This window comes from Stappia sp. BW2 (assembly GCF_008107695.1).
Classification (GTDB): Bacteria; Pseudomonadota; Alphaproteobacteria; order Rhizobiales; family Stappiaceae; genus Roseibium.
In genome coordinates, this window is the sequence record NZ_VIRG01000056.1 from 126959 (window position 1) to 141655 (window position 14697).

The 14697-nt window shown below is 60.8% G+C and carries 18 protein-coding genes; 4 read left to right on the top strand and 14 right to left on the bottom strand.

Annotation, left to right across the window (positions count from 1 at the left end; all coding sequences use genetic code 11):
* Window positions 1-44 precede the first annotated feature (44 nt).
* The 8 genes from coaA to hisB are packed head-to-tail and all read right to left on the bottom strand — an operon-like array spanning window position 45 to window position 5020.
* Window positions 45-1010 carry a type I pantothenate kinase gene (coaA, locus tag FMN63_RS07280; RefSeq protein ID WP_148583291.1) on the bottom strand — a complete coding sequence of 322 codons (966 nt, stop codon included), beginning with the start codon at window positions 1008-1010 and terminating at the stop codon, window positions 45-47.
* Window positions 1011-1070: 60 nt separating this feature from the next.
* A complete protein-coding gene (locus FMN63_RS07285) occupies window positions 1071-1394 on the bottom strand; it encodes a phosphoribosyl-ATP diphosphatase (protein ID WP_148583292.1) in 324 nt (107 codons plus the stop codon).
* 24 nt (window positions 1395-1418) lie between these two features.
* Window positions 1419-2198: an imidazole glycerol phosphate synthase subunit HisF gene (hisF, locus tag FMN63_RS07290; RefSeq protein WP_148583293.1), complete on the bottom strand. Its 780-nt coding sequence runs from the start codon at window positions 2196-2198 to the stop codon at window positions 1419-1421.
* On the bottom strand, window positions 2195-2938 hold the full coding sequence (gene hisA, locus FMN63_RS07295) for a 1-(5-phosphoribosyl)-5-[(5-phosphoribosylamino)methylideneamino]imidazole-4-carboxamide isomerase (RefSeq protein WP_077291351.1): 744 nt from the start codon (window positions 2936-2938) through the stop codon (window positions 2195-2197). The genes hisF and hisA overlap by 4 nt, the downstream gene beginning before the upstream one ends.
* Window positions 2939-2944: 6 nt before the next feature.
* On the bottom strand, window positions 2945-3232 hold the full coding sequence (locus tag FMN63_RS07300; protein ID WP_148583294.1) for a DUF1330 domain-containing protein: 288 nt from the start codon (window positions 3230-3232) through the stop codon (window positions 2945-2947).
* Between the two features lie 25 nt (window positions 3233-3257).
* Window positions 3258-3911: an imidazole glycerol phosphate synthase subunit HisH gene (hisH, locus tag FMN63_RS07305; protein ID WP_148583295.1), complete on the bottom strand. Its 654-nt coding sequence runs from the start codon at window positions 3909-3911 to the stop codon at window positions 3258-3260.
* Window positions 3908-4411 carry a DUF2628 domain-containing protein gene (locus FMN63_RS07310; protein ID WP_148583296.1) on the bottom strand — a complete coding sequence of 168 codons (504 nt, stop codon included), beginning with the start codon at window positions 4409-4411 and terminating at the stop codon, window positions 3908-3910. Before FMN63_RS07310 ends, hisH begins: the two co-directional genes overlap by 4 nt.
* 15 nt (window positions 4412-4426) lie before the next feature.
* Window positions 4427-5020, bottom strand: a complete 594-nt coding sequence (hisB, locus tag FMN63_RS07315) for an imidazoleglycerol-phosphate dehydratase HisB (RefSeq protein ID WP_148583297.1) — start codon at window positions 5018-5020, stop codon at window positions 4427-4429.
* Between the two features lie 176 nt (window positions 5021-5196).
* Here hisB and FMN63_RS07320 point away from each other — a divergent pair, with 176 nt between their 5' ends.
* Window positions 5197-6045 carry an SDR family NAD(P)-dependent oxidoreductase gene (locus tag FMN63_RS07320; RefSeq protein ID WP_148583298.1) on the top strand — a complete coding sequence of 283 codons (849 nt, stop codon included), beginning with the start codon at window positions 5197-5199 and terminating at the stop codon, window positions 6043-6045.
* A 64-nt stretch (window positions 6046-6109) separates the two neighbouring features.
* Window positions 6110-6901, top strand: a complete 792-nt coding sequence (pyrF, locus tag FMN63_RS07325) for an orotidine-5'-phosphate decarboxylase (RefSeq protein ID WP_148583299.1) — start codon at window positions 6110-6112, stop codon at window positions 6899-6901.
* Here the strand turns inward: pyrF and FMN63_RS07330 are convergent.
* The 3 genes from FMN63_RS07330 to rocF form a co-directional block, all read right to left on the bottom strand.
* On the bottom strand, window positions 6845-7396 hold the full coding sequence (locus FMN63_RS07330; protein ID WP_148583300.1) for a hypothetical protein: 552 nt from the start codon (window positions 7394-7396) through the stop codon (window positions 6845-6847). The two genes, pyrF and FMN63_RS07330, sit on opposite strands and share 57 nt — an antisense overlap.
* A gap of 271 nt (window positions 7397-7667) precedes the next feature.
* Window positions 7668-8753: an ornithine cyclodeaminase gene (gene ocd / locus FMN63_RS07335; protein ID WP_148583301.1), complete on the bottom strand. Its 1086-nt coding sequence runs from the start codon at window positions 8751-8753 to the stop codon at window positions 7668-7670.
* 11 nt (window positions 8754-8764) lie between these two features.
* Complete coding sequence (rocF, locus tag FMN63_RS07340) at window positions 8765-9706, bottom strand: arginase (RefSeq protein WP_148583302.1); 942 nt, start codon at window positions 9704-9706, stop codon at window positions 8765-8767.
* 129 nt (window positions 9707-9835) lie between these two features.
* Between rocF and FMN63_RS07345 the strand changes: the two genes are divergently transcribed.
* Both FMN63_RS07345 and FMN63_RS07350 read left to right on the top strand, forming a co-directional pair.
* Entirely contained in the window at window positions 9836-10297 is a 462-nt protein-coding gene (locus FMN63_RS07345) for an Lrp/AsnC family transcriptional regulator (protein WP_148583303.1), read from the top strand.
* Window positions 10298-10460: 163 nt separating this feature from the next.
* On the top strand, window positions 10461-11378 hold the full coding sequence (locus tag FMN63_RS07350) for a methylated-DNA--[protein]-cysteine S-methyltransferase (RefSeq protein WP_148583304.1): 918 nt from the start codon (window positions 10461-10463) through the stop codon (window positions 11376-11378).
* 223 nt (window positions 11379-11601) lie between these two features.
* Here FMN63_RS07350 and FMN63_RS07355 read toward each other — a convergent pair whose 3' ends face one another.
* The 3 genes from FMN63_RS07355 to FMN63_RS07365 are packed head-to-tail and all read right to left on the bottom strand — an operon-like array spanning window position 11602 to window position 14589.
* Entirely contained in the window at window positions 11602-11964 is a 363-nt protein-coding gene (locus FMN63_RS07355) for an endonuclease domain-containing protein (protein WP_148583305.1), read from the bottom strand.
* A 12-nt stretch (window positions 11965-11976) separates the two neighbouring features.
* A complete protein-coding gene (locus FMN63_RS07360; protein WP_148583306.1) occupies window positions 11977-13239 on the bottom strand; it encodes a hypothetical protein in 1263 nt (420 codons plus the stop codon).
* 33 nt (window positions 13240-13272) lie between these two features.
* Window positions 13273-14589, bottom strand: coding sequence for a bifunctional folylpolyglutamate synthase/dihydrofolate synthase (locus FMN63_RS07365; protein ID WP_148583307.1), 1317 nt, complete (start codon window positions 14587-14589; stop codon window positions 13273-13275).
* Window positions 14590-14697: the final 108 nt, after the last annotated feature.

The window sequence follows — 14697 nt, forward strand, 5'->3', positions numbered from 1 at the left end:
TGGGTCGGTCGCCTTGCCCGCTGCTCTTGGTCACCACGCGGCGGTCAGATCTTGCGCAGGGCGACCTTGGCAATCTTGTGGCTGGAATCCTTGGTGAGGATCAGGTCGGCGCGAGGCCGTGTCGGCAGGATGTTTTCGCGCAGGTTGACCAGGTTGATGTCATTCCAGATCCGGTTGGCGGTCGTGATCGCCTCCTGATCGGTGATCCTTGAGTACTTATGGAAATAGGATCCCGGATCTCGGAAGGCCGTCTCCCGCAGGTGCATGAAGCGGTCGACATACCAGTTCAGCAGCAGGGTTTCGTCGGCATCGATATAGACGGAGAAGTCGAAGAAATCCGAGACAAACGGCACCGCGCGCCCGTCCTTGGGCAACTCGCGTGTCTGCAGGACGTTGAGGCCCTCGACAATGAGAATATCAGGCCGGTCAACCGTAACCGTGTGGCTGGGCATGACGTCGTAATAGAAGTGCGAATAGACCGGCGCGCGGACAAACCGCTTGCCGGCCTTGATGTCGGACAGGAATTTCAGCAACCGAGGCCTGTCGAAGCTTTCCGGAAACCCCTTCTTGGACATGAGCCCTTCGGCTTCCAGCACCGCATTGGGATAAAGAAAGCCGTCTGTGGTGATCAGATCAACCTTGGGGCTGGCTGGCCAGCGGGTCAGAAGCTCGCGCAGAACACGCGAGGTGGTGGACTTGCCGACAGACACGGACCCGGCCACGCCGATAATGAAGGGGGTCTTGCCATCGCGGGTGCCGAGAAAGTTCTGCGTTGCCTCGAAAATGCTGATCGTCGCTTCGGCGTAAAACGCGAGCAGGCGGGACAGCGGCAGATAGATCGTCTCGACCTGCTCGATGGAGACCGGCGCGTTAAGGCCCTGCAACTGTGCCACTTCACGCGCATCCAGCGTCATGGGCGTGTCCGCACGCAGTCTTGCCCACTCGCGCTCGGTGAACACCTGGTACGGGGACAGATCCATGTCCAGGGCCGTGGCGACTTTCTGATCCATAACTTCGCAGTTCCTGCTGCGCGGCTGACGCCGGATCCGGGACAGGGCGAGTAACCCTGGTTATTCCTGAGGCCGGGACGCTTTTTCTTCCAGTCCGGTTTGACCCGTACGGCTCGCAAGCTCCTTCATAACATCCCCTAAGGGAACATTGGAGACGTTGAGAACCACCAACAGGTGATAAAGCACATCGGCGGCCTCGGCCGTCAACTCCTGCCGGTCCTTCTGAACGGCGGCAATCGCCGCCTCAACCGCTTCCTCCCCCAGCTTCTGGGCGCATTTGGCAACGCCCTTGTTGACGAGCTTGCGCGTGTAGGACTTTTCGTCCGCGCTATTCGCACGTGCAGCAATAATGGCGTCCAGATCTTCCAAAGTGAAGTCGGTCATTCGGCTAGTTCCCTTGAGGCCGTTTCAGGCGTCGAGGCGCATCGGTACGCCAGCGTCGTTCATGAAGTGCTTGGCTTCCTGAATGGTGTGTTCGCCAAAGTGGAAGATCGAGGCAGCGAGGACGGCAGTTGCGTGACCATCGCGGATGCCTTCAACCATGTGATCCAGATTGCCGACACCACCCGAAGCAATCACGGGCACCGGCACTGCATCGGCAATCGCCCGGGTGAGGGCGATGTTGTAGCCGGATTTTGTACCATCCCGGTCCATCGAGGTGACCAGTAGCTCACCAGCTCCTAAATCAACCACCTTTCTGGCGAATTCGACCGCATCGATGCCAGTGGCGTTGCGGCCGCCATGGGTGAAGATCTCGAATTTTTCCGGTTCGCCCGGCGCGTTGACCTGCTTGGCGTCGATGGAGACGACGATGCACTGCGCTCCGAATTTCTCTGCCGCTTCGCGCACGAAATCCGGATTGGTGACAGCTGCCGTGTTGATCGACACCTTGTCGGCCCCGGCGATCAGCAGCTTGCGGATGTCTTCCACCGTGCGCACGCCGCCACCGACGGTCACTGGCATGAAACAGGCCTCCGCCGTGCGCCGGACAACGTCGTAGATCGTGTCCCGGCCCTCGTGACTGGCCGTGATGTCCAGAAAGCACAGTTCGTCCGCACCGGCCGCGTCATAGGCCTTGGCAGCTTCCACCGGGTCACCGGCATCGACCAGATCAACGAAGTTGACGCCCTTGACGACACGGCCGTCCTTGACGTCGAGACAGGGAATGACACGGGCTTTCAAGGTCATGATGCTTTGCTCCGCGCGGCCTGGATCAGATCCATGGCTTCTTTCGGATCGAGACGGCCATCATAAAGCGCCCGTCCGGAGATCGCGCCTTCCAGGATAGCGCAGTCGGGCTCCAGCAGGCGGTGGATGTCGTCAATCGACGCAAGGCCGCCGGAAGCGATGACCGGAATGGAGACCGCCCGGGCAAGTTCCAGGGTCGAGGGAATGTTGAGGCCCTTCAGGACGCCGTCCCGGTCGATATCGGTGTAGATGATCGCCGCAACGCCTGCGTCCTCGAACTGTCTGGCCAGGTCGACGGCAGTCAGTTCGGACGTTTCCGCCCAGCCCTCGACAGCGACATAGCCGCCCTTGGCGTCGATACCGACGGCAATCTTGCCCGGGAACTTGCGGCAGGCTTCTTTCACCAGCTCGGGATCGCGCACCGCAATCGTGCCCAGAATGACGCGGCTGATGCCCTTGTCCAGCCAGGTTTCGATATGATCCAGCGTCCTGATCCCGCCACCCAGCTGCACCGGGTTCTTCGTTGCCCCCAGAATGGCATCGACAGCCGCGCCGTTGACGCTCTCGCCGGCGAAAGCGCCGTTGAGGTCGACCACATGGAGCCATTCGAAGCCCTGGTCCTCGAACGCCCGGGCTTGCGCACCCGGGTTATCGTTGAACACGGTTGCCTGGTCCATGTCGCCCAATTTCAGGCGAACGCACTGGCCATCCTTCAGATCGATGGCGGGAAAGAGGATCATGTCGCTTTAATTTCCTTCAACGATGACGATTTCGCCATCGGCTACTTTCTGGCGGATTTTCACCGCTTCCTGATATTCGGGCGAATTATAGCAATCCACCGCGTGCTGGAAGCTCGGAAATTCGATGATGACGTTGCGGGCCCGGCCGGGCCCTTCAATGGCGTTGGTCTTGCCGCCGCGGGCCAGGAAGTTGGCGCCGAACCGCTCGAAAGCGGGCTTTGCCGTTTCCACATATGCCGGATATCCGTCGGCGTCGTGCACGTCGACACGGGCGATCCAGTAACCTTTGCTCATTTTGGCCTCCCAGGCGCTTCTGGTTTCAAGGGGTCCAGTCCAGGAAATTGGCAATCAGCTCAAGACCGAGCCGCTGGCTTTTTTCCGGGTGGAACTGGGTACCGATCATGTTGTCCTTCGCCACCATGGCGGTGAAGGTGCCGGCATAGTCGAACGTCGCCAGACGGTCTTCCGTCCGGGCGCAGGCAAAGTGGAAAGAGTGCACGAAATAGGCATGCAGGCCATCCGGCCCGGTTTCCAGGCCCTTGAACACCGGGTGGCTTTCCGGGCGAAGATTGATGGTGTTCCAGCCCATGTGCGGGATCTTCAGCGTCTTGTCGGCCGGTTCCATGGCGGTGACGTCGCCATCGACCCAGCCAAGGCCTTCAATGGTTTCGAATTCCAATCCGCGGCTCGCCATAAGTTGCATGCCAACGCAGATTCCGAAGAACGGCTTGCCGTCCTTGCGCACGGCCTGCTCCAGCGCTTCGGGCATGCCTTCGACGGCCCACAGGCCGCGCTTGCAGTCGGCAAAGGCGCCGACGCCCGGCAGCACCACACGGTCAGCCTTCAGAACCCTTTCCGGGTCGGACGTGACGATCACATCAGGCGTGTGGGCGTGGGCGCGGGCCGCGCGCTCGAACGCCTTTTCGGCCGAGCGCAGATTGCCCGAGCCATAATCGATAATCGCAATTGTCATTGACGGGTCTCCGGACCGAGGGTCAGGCCCACCACCTGCTCGCTGCCGACCCTTGGGATGATCGGGTGGGAGGCGGGGCGCTGTTGCCGGTCGATTTGGGGTCTGGGCGGCAAAACCTTGTCCGCCGCCTTATGGAGAAAACGAAGTTCGGCTTCGGACTTGTTGAGCGCGTCGACGATGCCGACAACACGCCAGCCCTTGCGCGCCAGCGACCAGCGGCGCAGCGCCTGGGCTTCCAGACCGAACAGGATAGAGGTGAAAAGAGCGACAACCGTCGTGGCTTCCTGACTGACGGACAACGCCAGGATTTCGATTGCCAGCGTCGCGGCAAGATAGCCGAGCAGCACCAGCCACATCCGGTTGACCAGCAGCCAGATGACGGCAAACAGGAACGCAAGCGTCGAAAAGCCGTCCGGAATGAAGGCAAGCCGGTCGGTCTGGCGTGGATCGCCAGCCAAATCCTCAAACTCTGGCGGAGCCATCACAACATATGTGCTCATGCGCCGTTTCCTGCCCTAGCCGCCGAGCTGGCCCTTGGTGGTCGGAATGCGGTCTGCCTGCCGCGGGTCAATCTCCATCGCCTTGCGCAACGAACGCGCAACCGCTTTGAAGCAGGTTTCGGCAATGTGATGGCAATTGGAGCCATAAAGATTGGCGATATGAAGAGTGATCCCGGAATTCATCGCGAAGGCCCGGAAAAACTCCTCGAACAGCTCCGTGTCGAAATCACCGATCTTGTCCCGGTCGAAGGTGACGTCCCAAACAAGGAACGGACGGCCGGAGACATCCAGCGCGCAGCGGGTCAGCGCCTCGTCCATGGCAAGGTGGGTGTCGGCATAGCGGGTGATGCCCGCCATGTCGCCCAGAGCCTTGGAAATCGCCTGGCCCAGCGCGATGCCGGTGTCCTCGACCGTATGGTGAAAGTCGATATGGGTGTCGCCATCGGCGCGCGCCTTGATATCGATCAGCGAATGTCGCGACAGTTGCTCCAGCATATGGTCGAAGAACCCGATACCGGTCTTGACGTCGTAAGTGCCCGTACCGTCCAGGTTGATCTCGACCGAGATGCGGGTTTCCTTGGTGTCGCGCGATACACTCGCAGTGCGCATGTGCTGATGCCCCGTGCAGTGGGAAAGAAGAACCGCGGTGTTGTAGCAGCCTGAACCGCCTAAGAAAATAGCGGTTTCATAGTGAAAGGGTTCTGCGGCCGGTCTATCGTGCGGACAAGCAAATCGGCGTCAGCCTATCTGCAGGTTCCTGAAATTCACTTTGGGGGAAATCCATTATGTACAATAAAGCCATTTCAGAAGGCGGGATTGCCGTCGTGACCGGCGCAGCCAGCGGTGTCGGGCTTGCCGCGGCCACGCGCTTCGCCCAGGCGGGATTGGGCGTGATCCTTGCCGATCTTCCCGGTGCTGAGCTGGAAGAGGCAACCGAAAAGGTTCGCGCCGCCAGTACGGTCGGTGTTGATATTCTCGCGGTTCCGACTGACGTCGGCGACATGGAGCAGGTCCAGGCCCTGGCCGACAAGGCTTTTGAAACGGGACCCGTCTCGGTTTTGATGAACAACGCCGGCATCAGCCTGCCGACATCCGCCTGGCAGGACTTCGACAACTGGGTCCGGCTGATGGACATCAACTTCTACGGCGTCCTGCGCGGTGTCCATGCCTTCACACCGCGCCTGATCGAGGCTGCCCGACCGGCGGTCATCGTCAATACCGGCTCGAAACAGGGCATCACGACACCGCCGGGCAACCCCGGCTACAACACCACCAAGGCGGCGGTAAAGGTGCTCAGCGAACAACTGGCCCACGAGCTGCGCCAGACCAATGCGCCCATTTCCGTGCATCTTTTCGTACCGGGCTTCACCTATACCGGCATGACCGCTGGTTATTTTCCGGAAAAACCGGCTGCGGCCTGGACCAGCGAACAGACCGTCGATTATTTCATCGAGCGGATGTCGGCTGGCGATTTCTACATTCTGTGCCCGGACAATGATGTCGACACCACCAGGGACAAGCGCCGGGCAGAATGGGCCATCGGCGATATCATCGAGAACCGGCCGGCGCTGTCGCGCTGGCATGACGACTACAAGGACGCCTTCGCGGAATTCGAGCGCACAGGCAAGGTGTAGTTCTGGCGCTGGGCGATCCATGGTGCTATGCACTGACACCTGCCCCAAAATCGAGGATCTGCCCATGCCGACCAGCCCGTTCGCCCCGAAAACCGCTCTGGACCGTCTGATGCTGCCCGTGGACGTGCCAACGGTTGCCGATGCCGAAAAACTGGTGAAGCAGACCGAAGGCAAGGTCGGTGTCTACAAGATCGGCATGGAGCTGCAATTCGCCGGCGGGCTGGAATTCGCCCGGGACCTGGCGCGCGACGGCAAGAAGATCTTTCTCGACGTCAAACTGCACGACATCGACAACACAATCGAGAAAGCCGTGCGCAACGTCGCCAAGATGGGCATGACGTTCATGACCCTGCATGGGTATCCGAAAACCATGCGCGCCGCCGTGAAGGGCCTGCGGGAAGAGGGCAATCCCGACCTGTGCCTGCTCGGTGTGACGGTTCTGACCTCCATGGACGAGCAGGATCTGATGGACGCAGGATATCGCGGCCCGATTGCCGATTTGGTGGAAACGCGCGCGCGCGACGCCCGTGACGCGGGCATGGGCGGCATTGTCTGCGCCGCCACCGAAGCCTTGAAGCTGCGCACTATTCTTGGAGACGAGCTTGTAATCGTCACCCCCGGCATCCGTCCTTCCGGCAGCGACGCCGGTGACCAGCGCCGGGTCATGACCCCCGCCGATGCCATTCATGCCGGCAGCGACTACCTGGTGGTCGGCCGCCCGATCAGCCGCGCCGAAGATCCGGGAGCTGCGGCCGATGCAGTGGTTGCCGAGATAGAAGCGGGGTTGACCCTGCCGCCGCTAATCGATGACACCAGTCACCGGAAAACCGCATCCTTCGGCAATTTTTCGATATGACGCGGTAAATCCGCTCAGGGACGCGGTGTAGACCGTCCCTTTTGGCCCGACGACATCGATCTGGCCGTTCCGCTGCATGGCTTGAAGCACACGCTGATTGTCCTCGAGCGGGAAATTGGTATGGGCGAAGGCGAAACCGTCTTCGTCGTATCCCGCGTCGACCGTTGCCTGCGCGCTGTCGCCGTCATCAAAGACGAAGTTGACCTTCTGATCGTTCTGAAGAACCGTGGCATGCCCCCGGATGGCGCGCTCGGTCAGCTGAACCCCCGGAAACATATCCGGCGGCAATGCATCGCCGTTGGAAATGGAAAACCCGACCGTGGGCAGGCCGTCGCCACCGGTCCACATGGAGCAGGTGATCCGAAGATCCTCACCGGTATCGACCACCTCGATCTGGGCGTTCCAGTCCTTGTAGGAAAAATACTGCTGCTCGGCCTGAACTGCGGAAGCGGCAAACAGGCCGAGACCAAGACCGGTCAAAATTCTGAATATCATGAGAAAGCCCTCGAAAAGGTAAGTTGGCGCTCACTCAACACGGAAAACCTTAAAATACGTCCCCGATGAATCCGTGATTATTGAGCCTCTTTCCTGGAGGGCCCTGACCCTTCGCATTCGGCTATGAGCGACATCCTCATCAGCTGCGCTTGCCAGATCACCTCCCGAAGTCACCCCGGACAGAGGTAGGAGTGGGTGGCAATCGCATCGCCAGGCAAAAAAACCACCGCCGAAGCGGTGGTCCAGTTTTCTTGAATCACGTGAGTTCGTCTCACGCTGCTTGATGGTCTCCATTGGCAGCAGACCGAAGGACCATGCCGTAAAGATCGCGCGGGTCGTCCGGATCCGCCAGCAGGTCGAGCTTCTCGAAGTAGCCTGTTTTCGGCAACAGATCGTGGACATAGCGCAGGGCGGCAAAGTCCTCGACGGCAAAGCCGACGCTGTCGAAGAGCGTTATCTGGTCCTGCGATGTGCGACCTTCCGCCTTGCCGGCATAGACCTGCCAGAGTTCGGTGACCGGATGATCGCGGTCCAGCTGCTGGAATTCGCCTTCGATGTGGGTCTGATCCGGGAATTCGACAAAAATATCCGACCGCAGAAGAATGTCTCGGTGCAGTTCGGTCTTGCCCGGGCAGTCGCCGCCGACCGCGTTGATATGTACGCCGGTGCCGATCATGTTGTCGGTCAGGATCGTCGCAGATTTCTTGTCCGCCGTGACCGTGGTGATGATCTGCGCGCCCTCGATCGCATCCTCCGGCGTCTTGCAAATGGTCACGTTGAGACCCGAACTGGCAAGGTTGCGGGCAAGCCGCAAGCTGGCTGCACTATCAATGTCGTAGGCGCGGATCTCGGTGAGGCCGAGCATTTCCTTGAAGGCAAGGCACTGGAAATCCGACTGTGCGCCATTACCGATGATCGCCATTGTGGTGGAGCCTTTGGGCGCCAGGTATTTGGCGGCAAGTGCCGAATTGGCTGCCGTGCGCAGCGCGGTCAGAATGGTCATCTCAGTGAACAGCATTGGATATCCGGTCATCAGGTTCGACAGAACACCGAAACCCGTGACGGTCTGCAGACCATCCCGGGTGTTGCCCGGGTGGCCGTTGACATATTTGAAGCCGAAGGTCTTGCCGTCGCTGGTCGGCATCAGCTCGATCACGCCCTGGGGTGCATGCGCCGGTATGCGCGGCTTCTTGTCGAAGCTTTCCCAGCGCAGGAAATCCTGCTCGATATAGCGGGCAATGCCGCGCAGGAAGGTTTCAACGCCAATGGCGCGAACATTGCGCATCATGTTGTCGACGCTGACGAACGGCACATAGGCCAGGTCGGACGGCAGGAGATCGATTGGGCTGTTTGACATTGTTTGGTCCTCTAGAAGCTTCTTGTCGGCCGGTCGAAGACCCGGCGGCCGAACAGGCTGCCGGTCAGCTCGACCATCAGACGCGCGGTTTTTCCACGTTCGTCCAGGAAGGGATTGAGCTCGACCAGGTCGAGCGAGGTGACCAGGCCGCTGTCATGCAGCATCTCCATCACCAGATGGGCCTCGCGGAAGGTCGCGCCGCCCGGAACCGTGGTCCCGACGGCCGGGGCAATCGACGGGTCCAGGAAATCGACGTCCAGACTGACATGCAGCAGGCCGTTTTCCGCTCTCACGCGGTCCAAAAAGGGTTTCAACAGGGTGCCGATGCCTTCCTCGTCAATCCGGCGCATGTCGCTGACACCGACACCGTGGCTGACAAGAAGGCTTCGCTCCGCATCGTCAATGGAGCGGACACCCAGAATTTCGACGTTTTGCGGTTTCAACGCGTGTTCAAGCGGCGCGCCGAGCAGATCGTCAAACCCGGGAAGGCCGCACAGAAACGCAAGCGGGGTGCCGTGCAGATTGCCGCTGGCGGTGCTTTCCAGCGTGTGGAAATCCGAATGGGCATCGAGCCAGAGCACAAAAAGGGGCCGGCCGAGCGCGGCAGCCGCCTTCGCCTGGCCCGAGACCGTGCCGGCCGCCATGGCATGATCGCCGCCGAGATAAATCGGCACGACCGAGCCTTCGCCAAGATCCGCCGCCTTTTGGTGCAGGGCACGGGTCCAGCCGACATAGGCAAGGTAGTTGCGCAAAACAGTGTTGGGAGGCGTGAGAGCGCCGACATCCGCCGGCGCCAGGTTGCCGTGATCAGACACCGAATGGCCAAGCTCGCGCAATGTATCCTGCAAGCCTGCGGTTCGGTAGGCATCCGGCCCCATGAGACAGCCCCGCTGACCGGCCCCTTCGTCCACCGGCGCTCCGACCAGGACTATCTGTTTTTCAACGGTGTTCACGTTCCGCTTGCCCCAAATTTCGACTGTCAGAAGTGTGTTGAAACGCCGCGGCGGAGTAAATCCGGACACTTGATCAAAAGAGCAGCCAAATTTATCATTTTGGAAATCTCAATTTATCGGAATGGAATGATGGACGATCTGGATCTTCGGTTGATCACACTTCTGCGCCACGATGGGCGAAGATCAGTGTCCGAATTGGCAGGTGATTTGAAAGTCGCGCGGGCGACCGTGCGCTCGCGTATGGAAAAGCTGGTCGAAACTGGAGAAATTCTCGGTTTTACCGCAGTCCTGCGCGACGACTGGCGCGACCTGCCCATCCGCGCGGTGACGCTGGTGGTGGTGGACGGCCATAACACCGAACCGGTGATCCGCTCGCTCAGTGCCATGACCGAGGTTCGTGCGATCCATTCGACAAACGGCAAGTGGGACCTGGTGCTGGACGTGGCCACCCGTGATCTTGTGGCCTTTGACGATGCGCTCAACCGCATTCGCCTGATCGAAGGCATTACCGGCACCGAGACAAGCCTGCTTCTGACAACCCGCAAGGGTCCGGCGGTCTCCGCCAGCGAGTTCAAGGACGTTTTGGGCTAGACGGCAGGTCCCGGCATCTGAACGTTTCCGCAGCCGAGCCGGTTTGGGCCGCGCCGTCTCCGGATGACGAGAGATGTTGCCGCAGATCGCAAATCGGGTCGATCCGGTGCCGGTCACCGACTAAGATCGGATCAGACTTCAAGATCAGACCGAAGAAACCGCCATGACCAAAGCGCTCGACCTGACCAGCCTGACATCCGAACCGACGCCGATCTCCATCGGCGAAGAAGCTGCCCGGAACTATGACGTCGTTCGCCGCACCTTGAAGCGGATCACCGAAGACTGGCGCGAGCAGCCGACGCTCGAACAGCTGGCGAAAGAGGCCGGCCTTCAGCCGATCCAGCTTCAACGGGTGTTTTCGCGCTGGGCCGGGCTGACGCCGAAGCAGTTCCTGCAGGCCATCACGCTGGATCATGCCAAGGCGCTGCTGCGCGACTCCGCCAGTGTTCTGGACGCCACTTACGAGGTCGGCCTGTCAGGCTCCGGCCGGCTGCATGATCTGTTTGTCACGCACGAAGCCATGACGCCCGGCGACTACCGCAATCGCGGGGCGGGCCTTTCCATCGTATATGGCTTTCATCCCTCGCCCTTCGGCCAGGTTCTGGTGATGGCCACCAGCAAGGGGTTGGCCGGTCTTGGCTTTGCCGATCCGGGTGAGGAAAGCTCCGCTCTGGAAGACATGTGCAAGCGCTGGCCCGCCGCCGCCTTCGTCCGGGACCAGGACGCCACAGCCGACTATGCAAGACGCGTCTTCGACCCGAAAAAGTGGCAAGAGGACCAGCCGCTCAACATTGTTATGATTGGTACCGATTTTGAAATAAGGGTCTGGCAAACCCTGTTGAAGATCCCGATGGGCAAGGCAACCACCTATTCCGATGTCGCCGCCTGCCTCGGCAATCCGAAAGCCTCCCGCGCCGTTGGCACCGCCGTCGGCCGCAATCCACTCTCTTTCGTGGTGCCCTGCCACCGGGTGCTCGCCAAGGGCGGCAAACTCGGCGGCTACCACTGGGGCCTCACCCGCAAACGCGCCATCCTTGGCTGGGAAAGCGGCTTGTCGGGACCGGTTCTGGAGTGTGTTTGAGGCGGGGAACCAGTGGGCAGATGGTGTCCGGTTTGAACAGGGTAGGACCCCCACCCCTAACCCCTCCCCACAAGGGGAGGGGGATACCGCCGAGAACACAAAAGCATCGAACAGACCCGGCCGTGAATGATCGAATTTCCGGTAGATGAGGCCTGATTCCCTTCCCCCTTGAGGGGAAGGGTTAGGGATGGGGGTAAACGGCGCAGCCGTAACATCGGCCTACTCAGTCCAGACCCAGCCATCTCCGAATGTCGAGCACCACACCTTCCAGGTTCTCGTGAACCTCCAAGGAGGAATACCGAAGGATCTGAAACCCTTCCGAGCGCAGCCATGCAGTGCGTCGTTCATCATGCTGCTGCTGGTCAGGCAAGGCGTGAATATCGCCGTCGATCTCGATGACGAGCTTGCGGGAGAAAACGACAAAGTCGGCTACATATGGCCCGATAGGGGCCTGGCGCCGGATGTGGATGTCGTCAGCCTTCAGCTCTCGCAAAGCACGCCATAAAGCTTTTTCGCCTTGGGTTTGGTTCAGGCGAAGCTTCCTGGCAAGCTCTCTTGTGCTTGCATCGATGTGTGTCGGTGCCAAATCTGCCTTGTCCTAAAACACCGGCCCCTTCGGCATCGGATAATTGCCGGTGATGTCCCAGCCGAAGGCGGCGATGCGTTCGGCGGCCATGGGGGTGATGTCACCAGTGATCAGGAAATCGACGCCTGTTGGCGGGAAGGGCAAGGTGCCGAGGCCCTCGTGCATGGCTGAAAAGGATCGCGCCACGGTCTGGGTCCAGGCGACCTGATCGAAAGGCATGACGATGGCAGCAATGCCGTCGCGGCGTATAGCGACGGGGATGTCGGATACCAGCTTGATGTCTCCGAGAGGTGAAACCGTTCTGTTGTAGGTTTCCATCAGGACCACGCGGCGCAGCTGGAAGTAGGCCAGATCGCGGCTGTCGGCCTCGGCGGCTTTTTCCGCAAGCAGGTAAGTGTCCTTCACGCCGGGCATTGCCTGAAGCTGATAGGCAATCGCCGCCTTTTCCGAAGCCGTATAGAAGGGGTTGTTCATCAGCTTGGCGTTGGTCGCTTCGGGCAGGCCGACGGCGCGCAGGACGGTGGAGGTGCGTTCCTGCAGCTCGGACGGGGAGCTGTCGACAATGAGATTGCGGAAATTGTCTGCCTGACGCGCGGCGTTGACGATGATCCCGCCCGGCAGGAGGCTGGTGATTGCGCTCACCGTCCAGTTGCCAGCGGTGGTCACGCTGGCGGTTTCATCGAGTTTTTCCGAAAGCGGCCGATAGAAGGTATAGGGATCGACACCCACGTCGACCGCAAGTTGCCTGCGGGCCTTGGCCTGACCGGTGATCGACTTGGCGAGCTCCGCCGGGGAGCCGCCCTTCCCGCTGACAGCGGCCTCGACCCCCTTGGTCAGACGGCCGAACATGCGCCCGACACCGGAAACGGTGTTCTTTGCGGTTCCCACCGGATCCGTCACGGTGCTTTCGACGAATTCAACCGGCTTCATGGCCGCCTGCTTGAGGCCATCGACGAAGCCCGCGTCGTTTTTCAGGCTGTCGAGGGCAATGAGGACCCGGATTTCATGAAGACGCAGCTTGAGCATGCCGTCGCCTTCGATCTGTTCGACCCCGAGATCGGTCTGAACCTGGTAGATCCGAAGGAACCCGTCGCCGCGCACCGGTGCGAGCACCGCGTAGCCGGGGCCAAGCTCCTTGCCCTTCAAAATGGTGGCCGGATCCTGCTCCGGCGGCGTTTCATATTGTTCGGTGAGCGCGCTTGCGGGCACGCTGAGCAACAGAGCGCCCAGAAAGGCGCCTGCAAGCTGCGGACGACGGGTTACAAAACCGAACATTCATGGCCTCCTCGGGCAGAGGCCGGTGACGCCTCAGACCGGCGCCAGACCGCTGCGCGCCAGAACTTCACCAGCCAGATAAAGCGACCCGCAAATCAGAATGCGGGGCGGCTCGCCATCTTTTGCCGCACAAGCTGCCACATCTGCCAGCGCTGCGTCCAGTGATTGAAACGGCGTAGCCTCAAGTCCCGCACAGCGGGCAAGATCGGCGAGGTCTTCCGGTGTCCTGGCGGTGGTCGTCGTGGTGATCGGAACCGTGCCGACATGGCGCACCAGACCGTAGAACGGGCGGAAGAAGCCGACCGGGTCCTTGGTCGTCAGCATGCCGGACACGAGATAGAGCGGGCGGGGTGCACGCTCTTCCTGTTCGCCCATGAACTGGGCAATGGAAACGCCCGCACCGGGATTATGGCCGCCATCGACCCACACCTCGGCCCCTTCCGGACAAAGGTCGTGTATCGGCCCGCTGGTGACGGGCTGCAACCTGCCGGGCCAGTTGACCGTCTTCAGGCCGCGGGCAATGGTATCGCCATCCGGCAACATTCCGGCTGCCTTCAGGGCTGCGATGGCAATGGCCGCATTGGCAAACTGATGACGGCCGCCGAGCACAGGCACGGGCAGGTCTATCAGTTCATCCTCATCCTGGAACGCCATGCGGCCCTGGTCTTCCTGCGCGGCAAAATGCTGCCCGAACACTTCGAGCGGTGCCTTGTTGCGCGCCGCCTTCCGCGTAATGGTGGCCATGGCGCCATCTTCCTGAGCGGCGCAAATGACCGGCACGCCCGGCTTGATGATGCCGGCCTTTTCGGCAGCGATCACGGAAAGATCGTCACCCAGAAACTTCTCATGATCCATGGAAACCGGGGTAATCACCGTGGCAAGCGGCCGATCGATAACATTGGTCGCGTCGAGACGCCCGCCAAGGCCGACCTCCAGCAACAGCACATCGGCCGGATGTTCCGCAAACAGCAGGAACGCAGCCGCCGTGGTGATCTCGAAGAACGTGATTTCCTCACCGCCATTGGCTTCCTCGCAGCGGTGCAGCGCCTCGTAGAGGACCGGATCGGACACGAAGTTGCCATCCGTGCCGAGGCGTATGCGCTCGTTGAAGGCGACCAGATGAGGCGAGGTGTAAACATGGCAACGTTTGCCGGAAGCTTCCAGAATGGCCCGCATGGTAGCGGTCACGGAGCCCTTGCCGTTGGTGCCGGCGATATGAATCACCGGCGGCAGCCGCCGTTCGGGGTGGCCCAGCGCTTCAAGCAGCCGGTACATGCGTCCAAGAGAGAGATCAATCTCCTTCGGATGCAGCGCCAGCAAACGGTCCAGAATTTTCGTGATTTGATCCAAGGCGCCCTCCGCAGGGTCCCTTTTTCCCGGTTGCGTTCGACTAACGCCTTACGGGAAGGCCGTCCGCGAGACAAGCGGGCAGCCTGGAAATGTCGGTGTCAGGCCGCT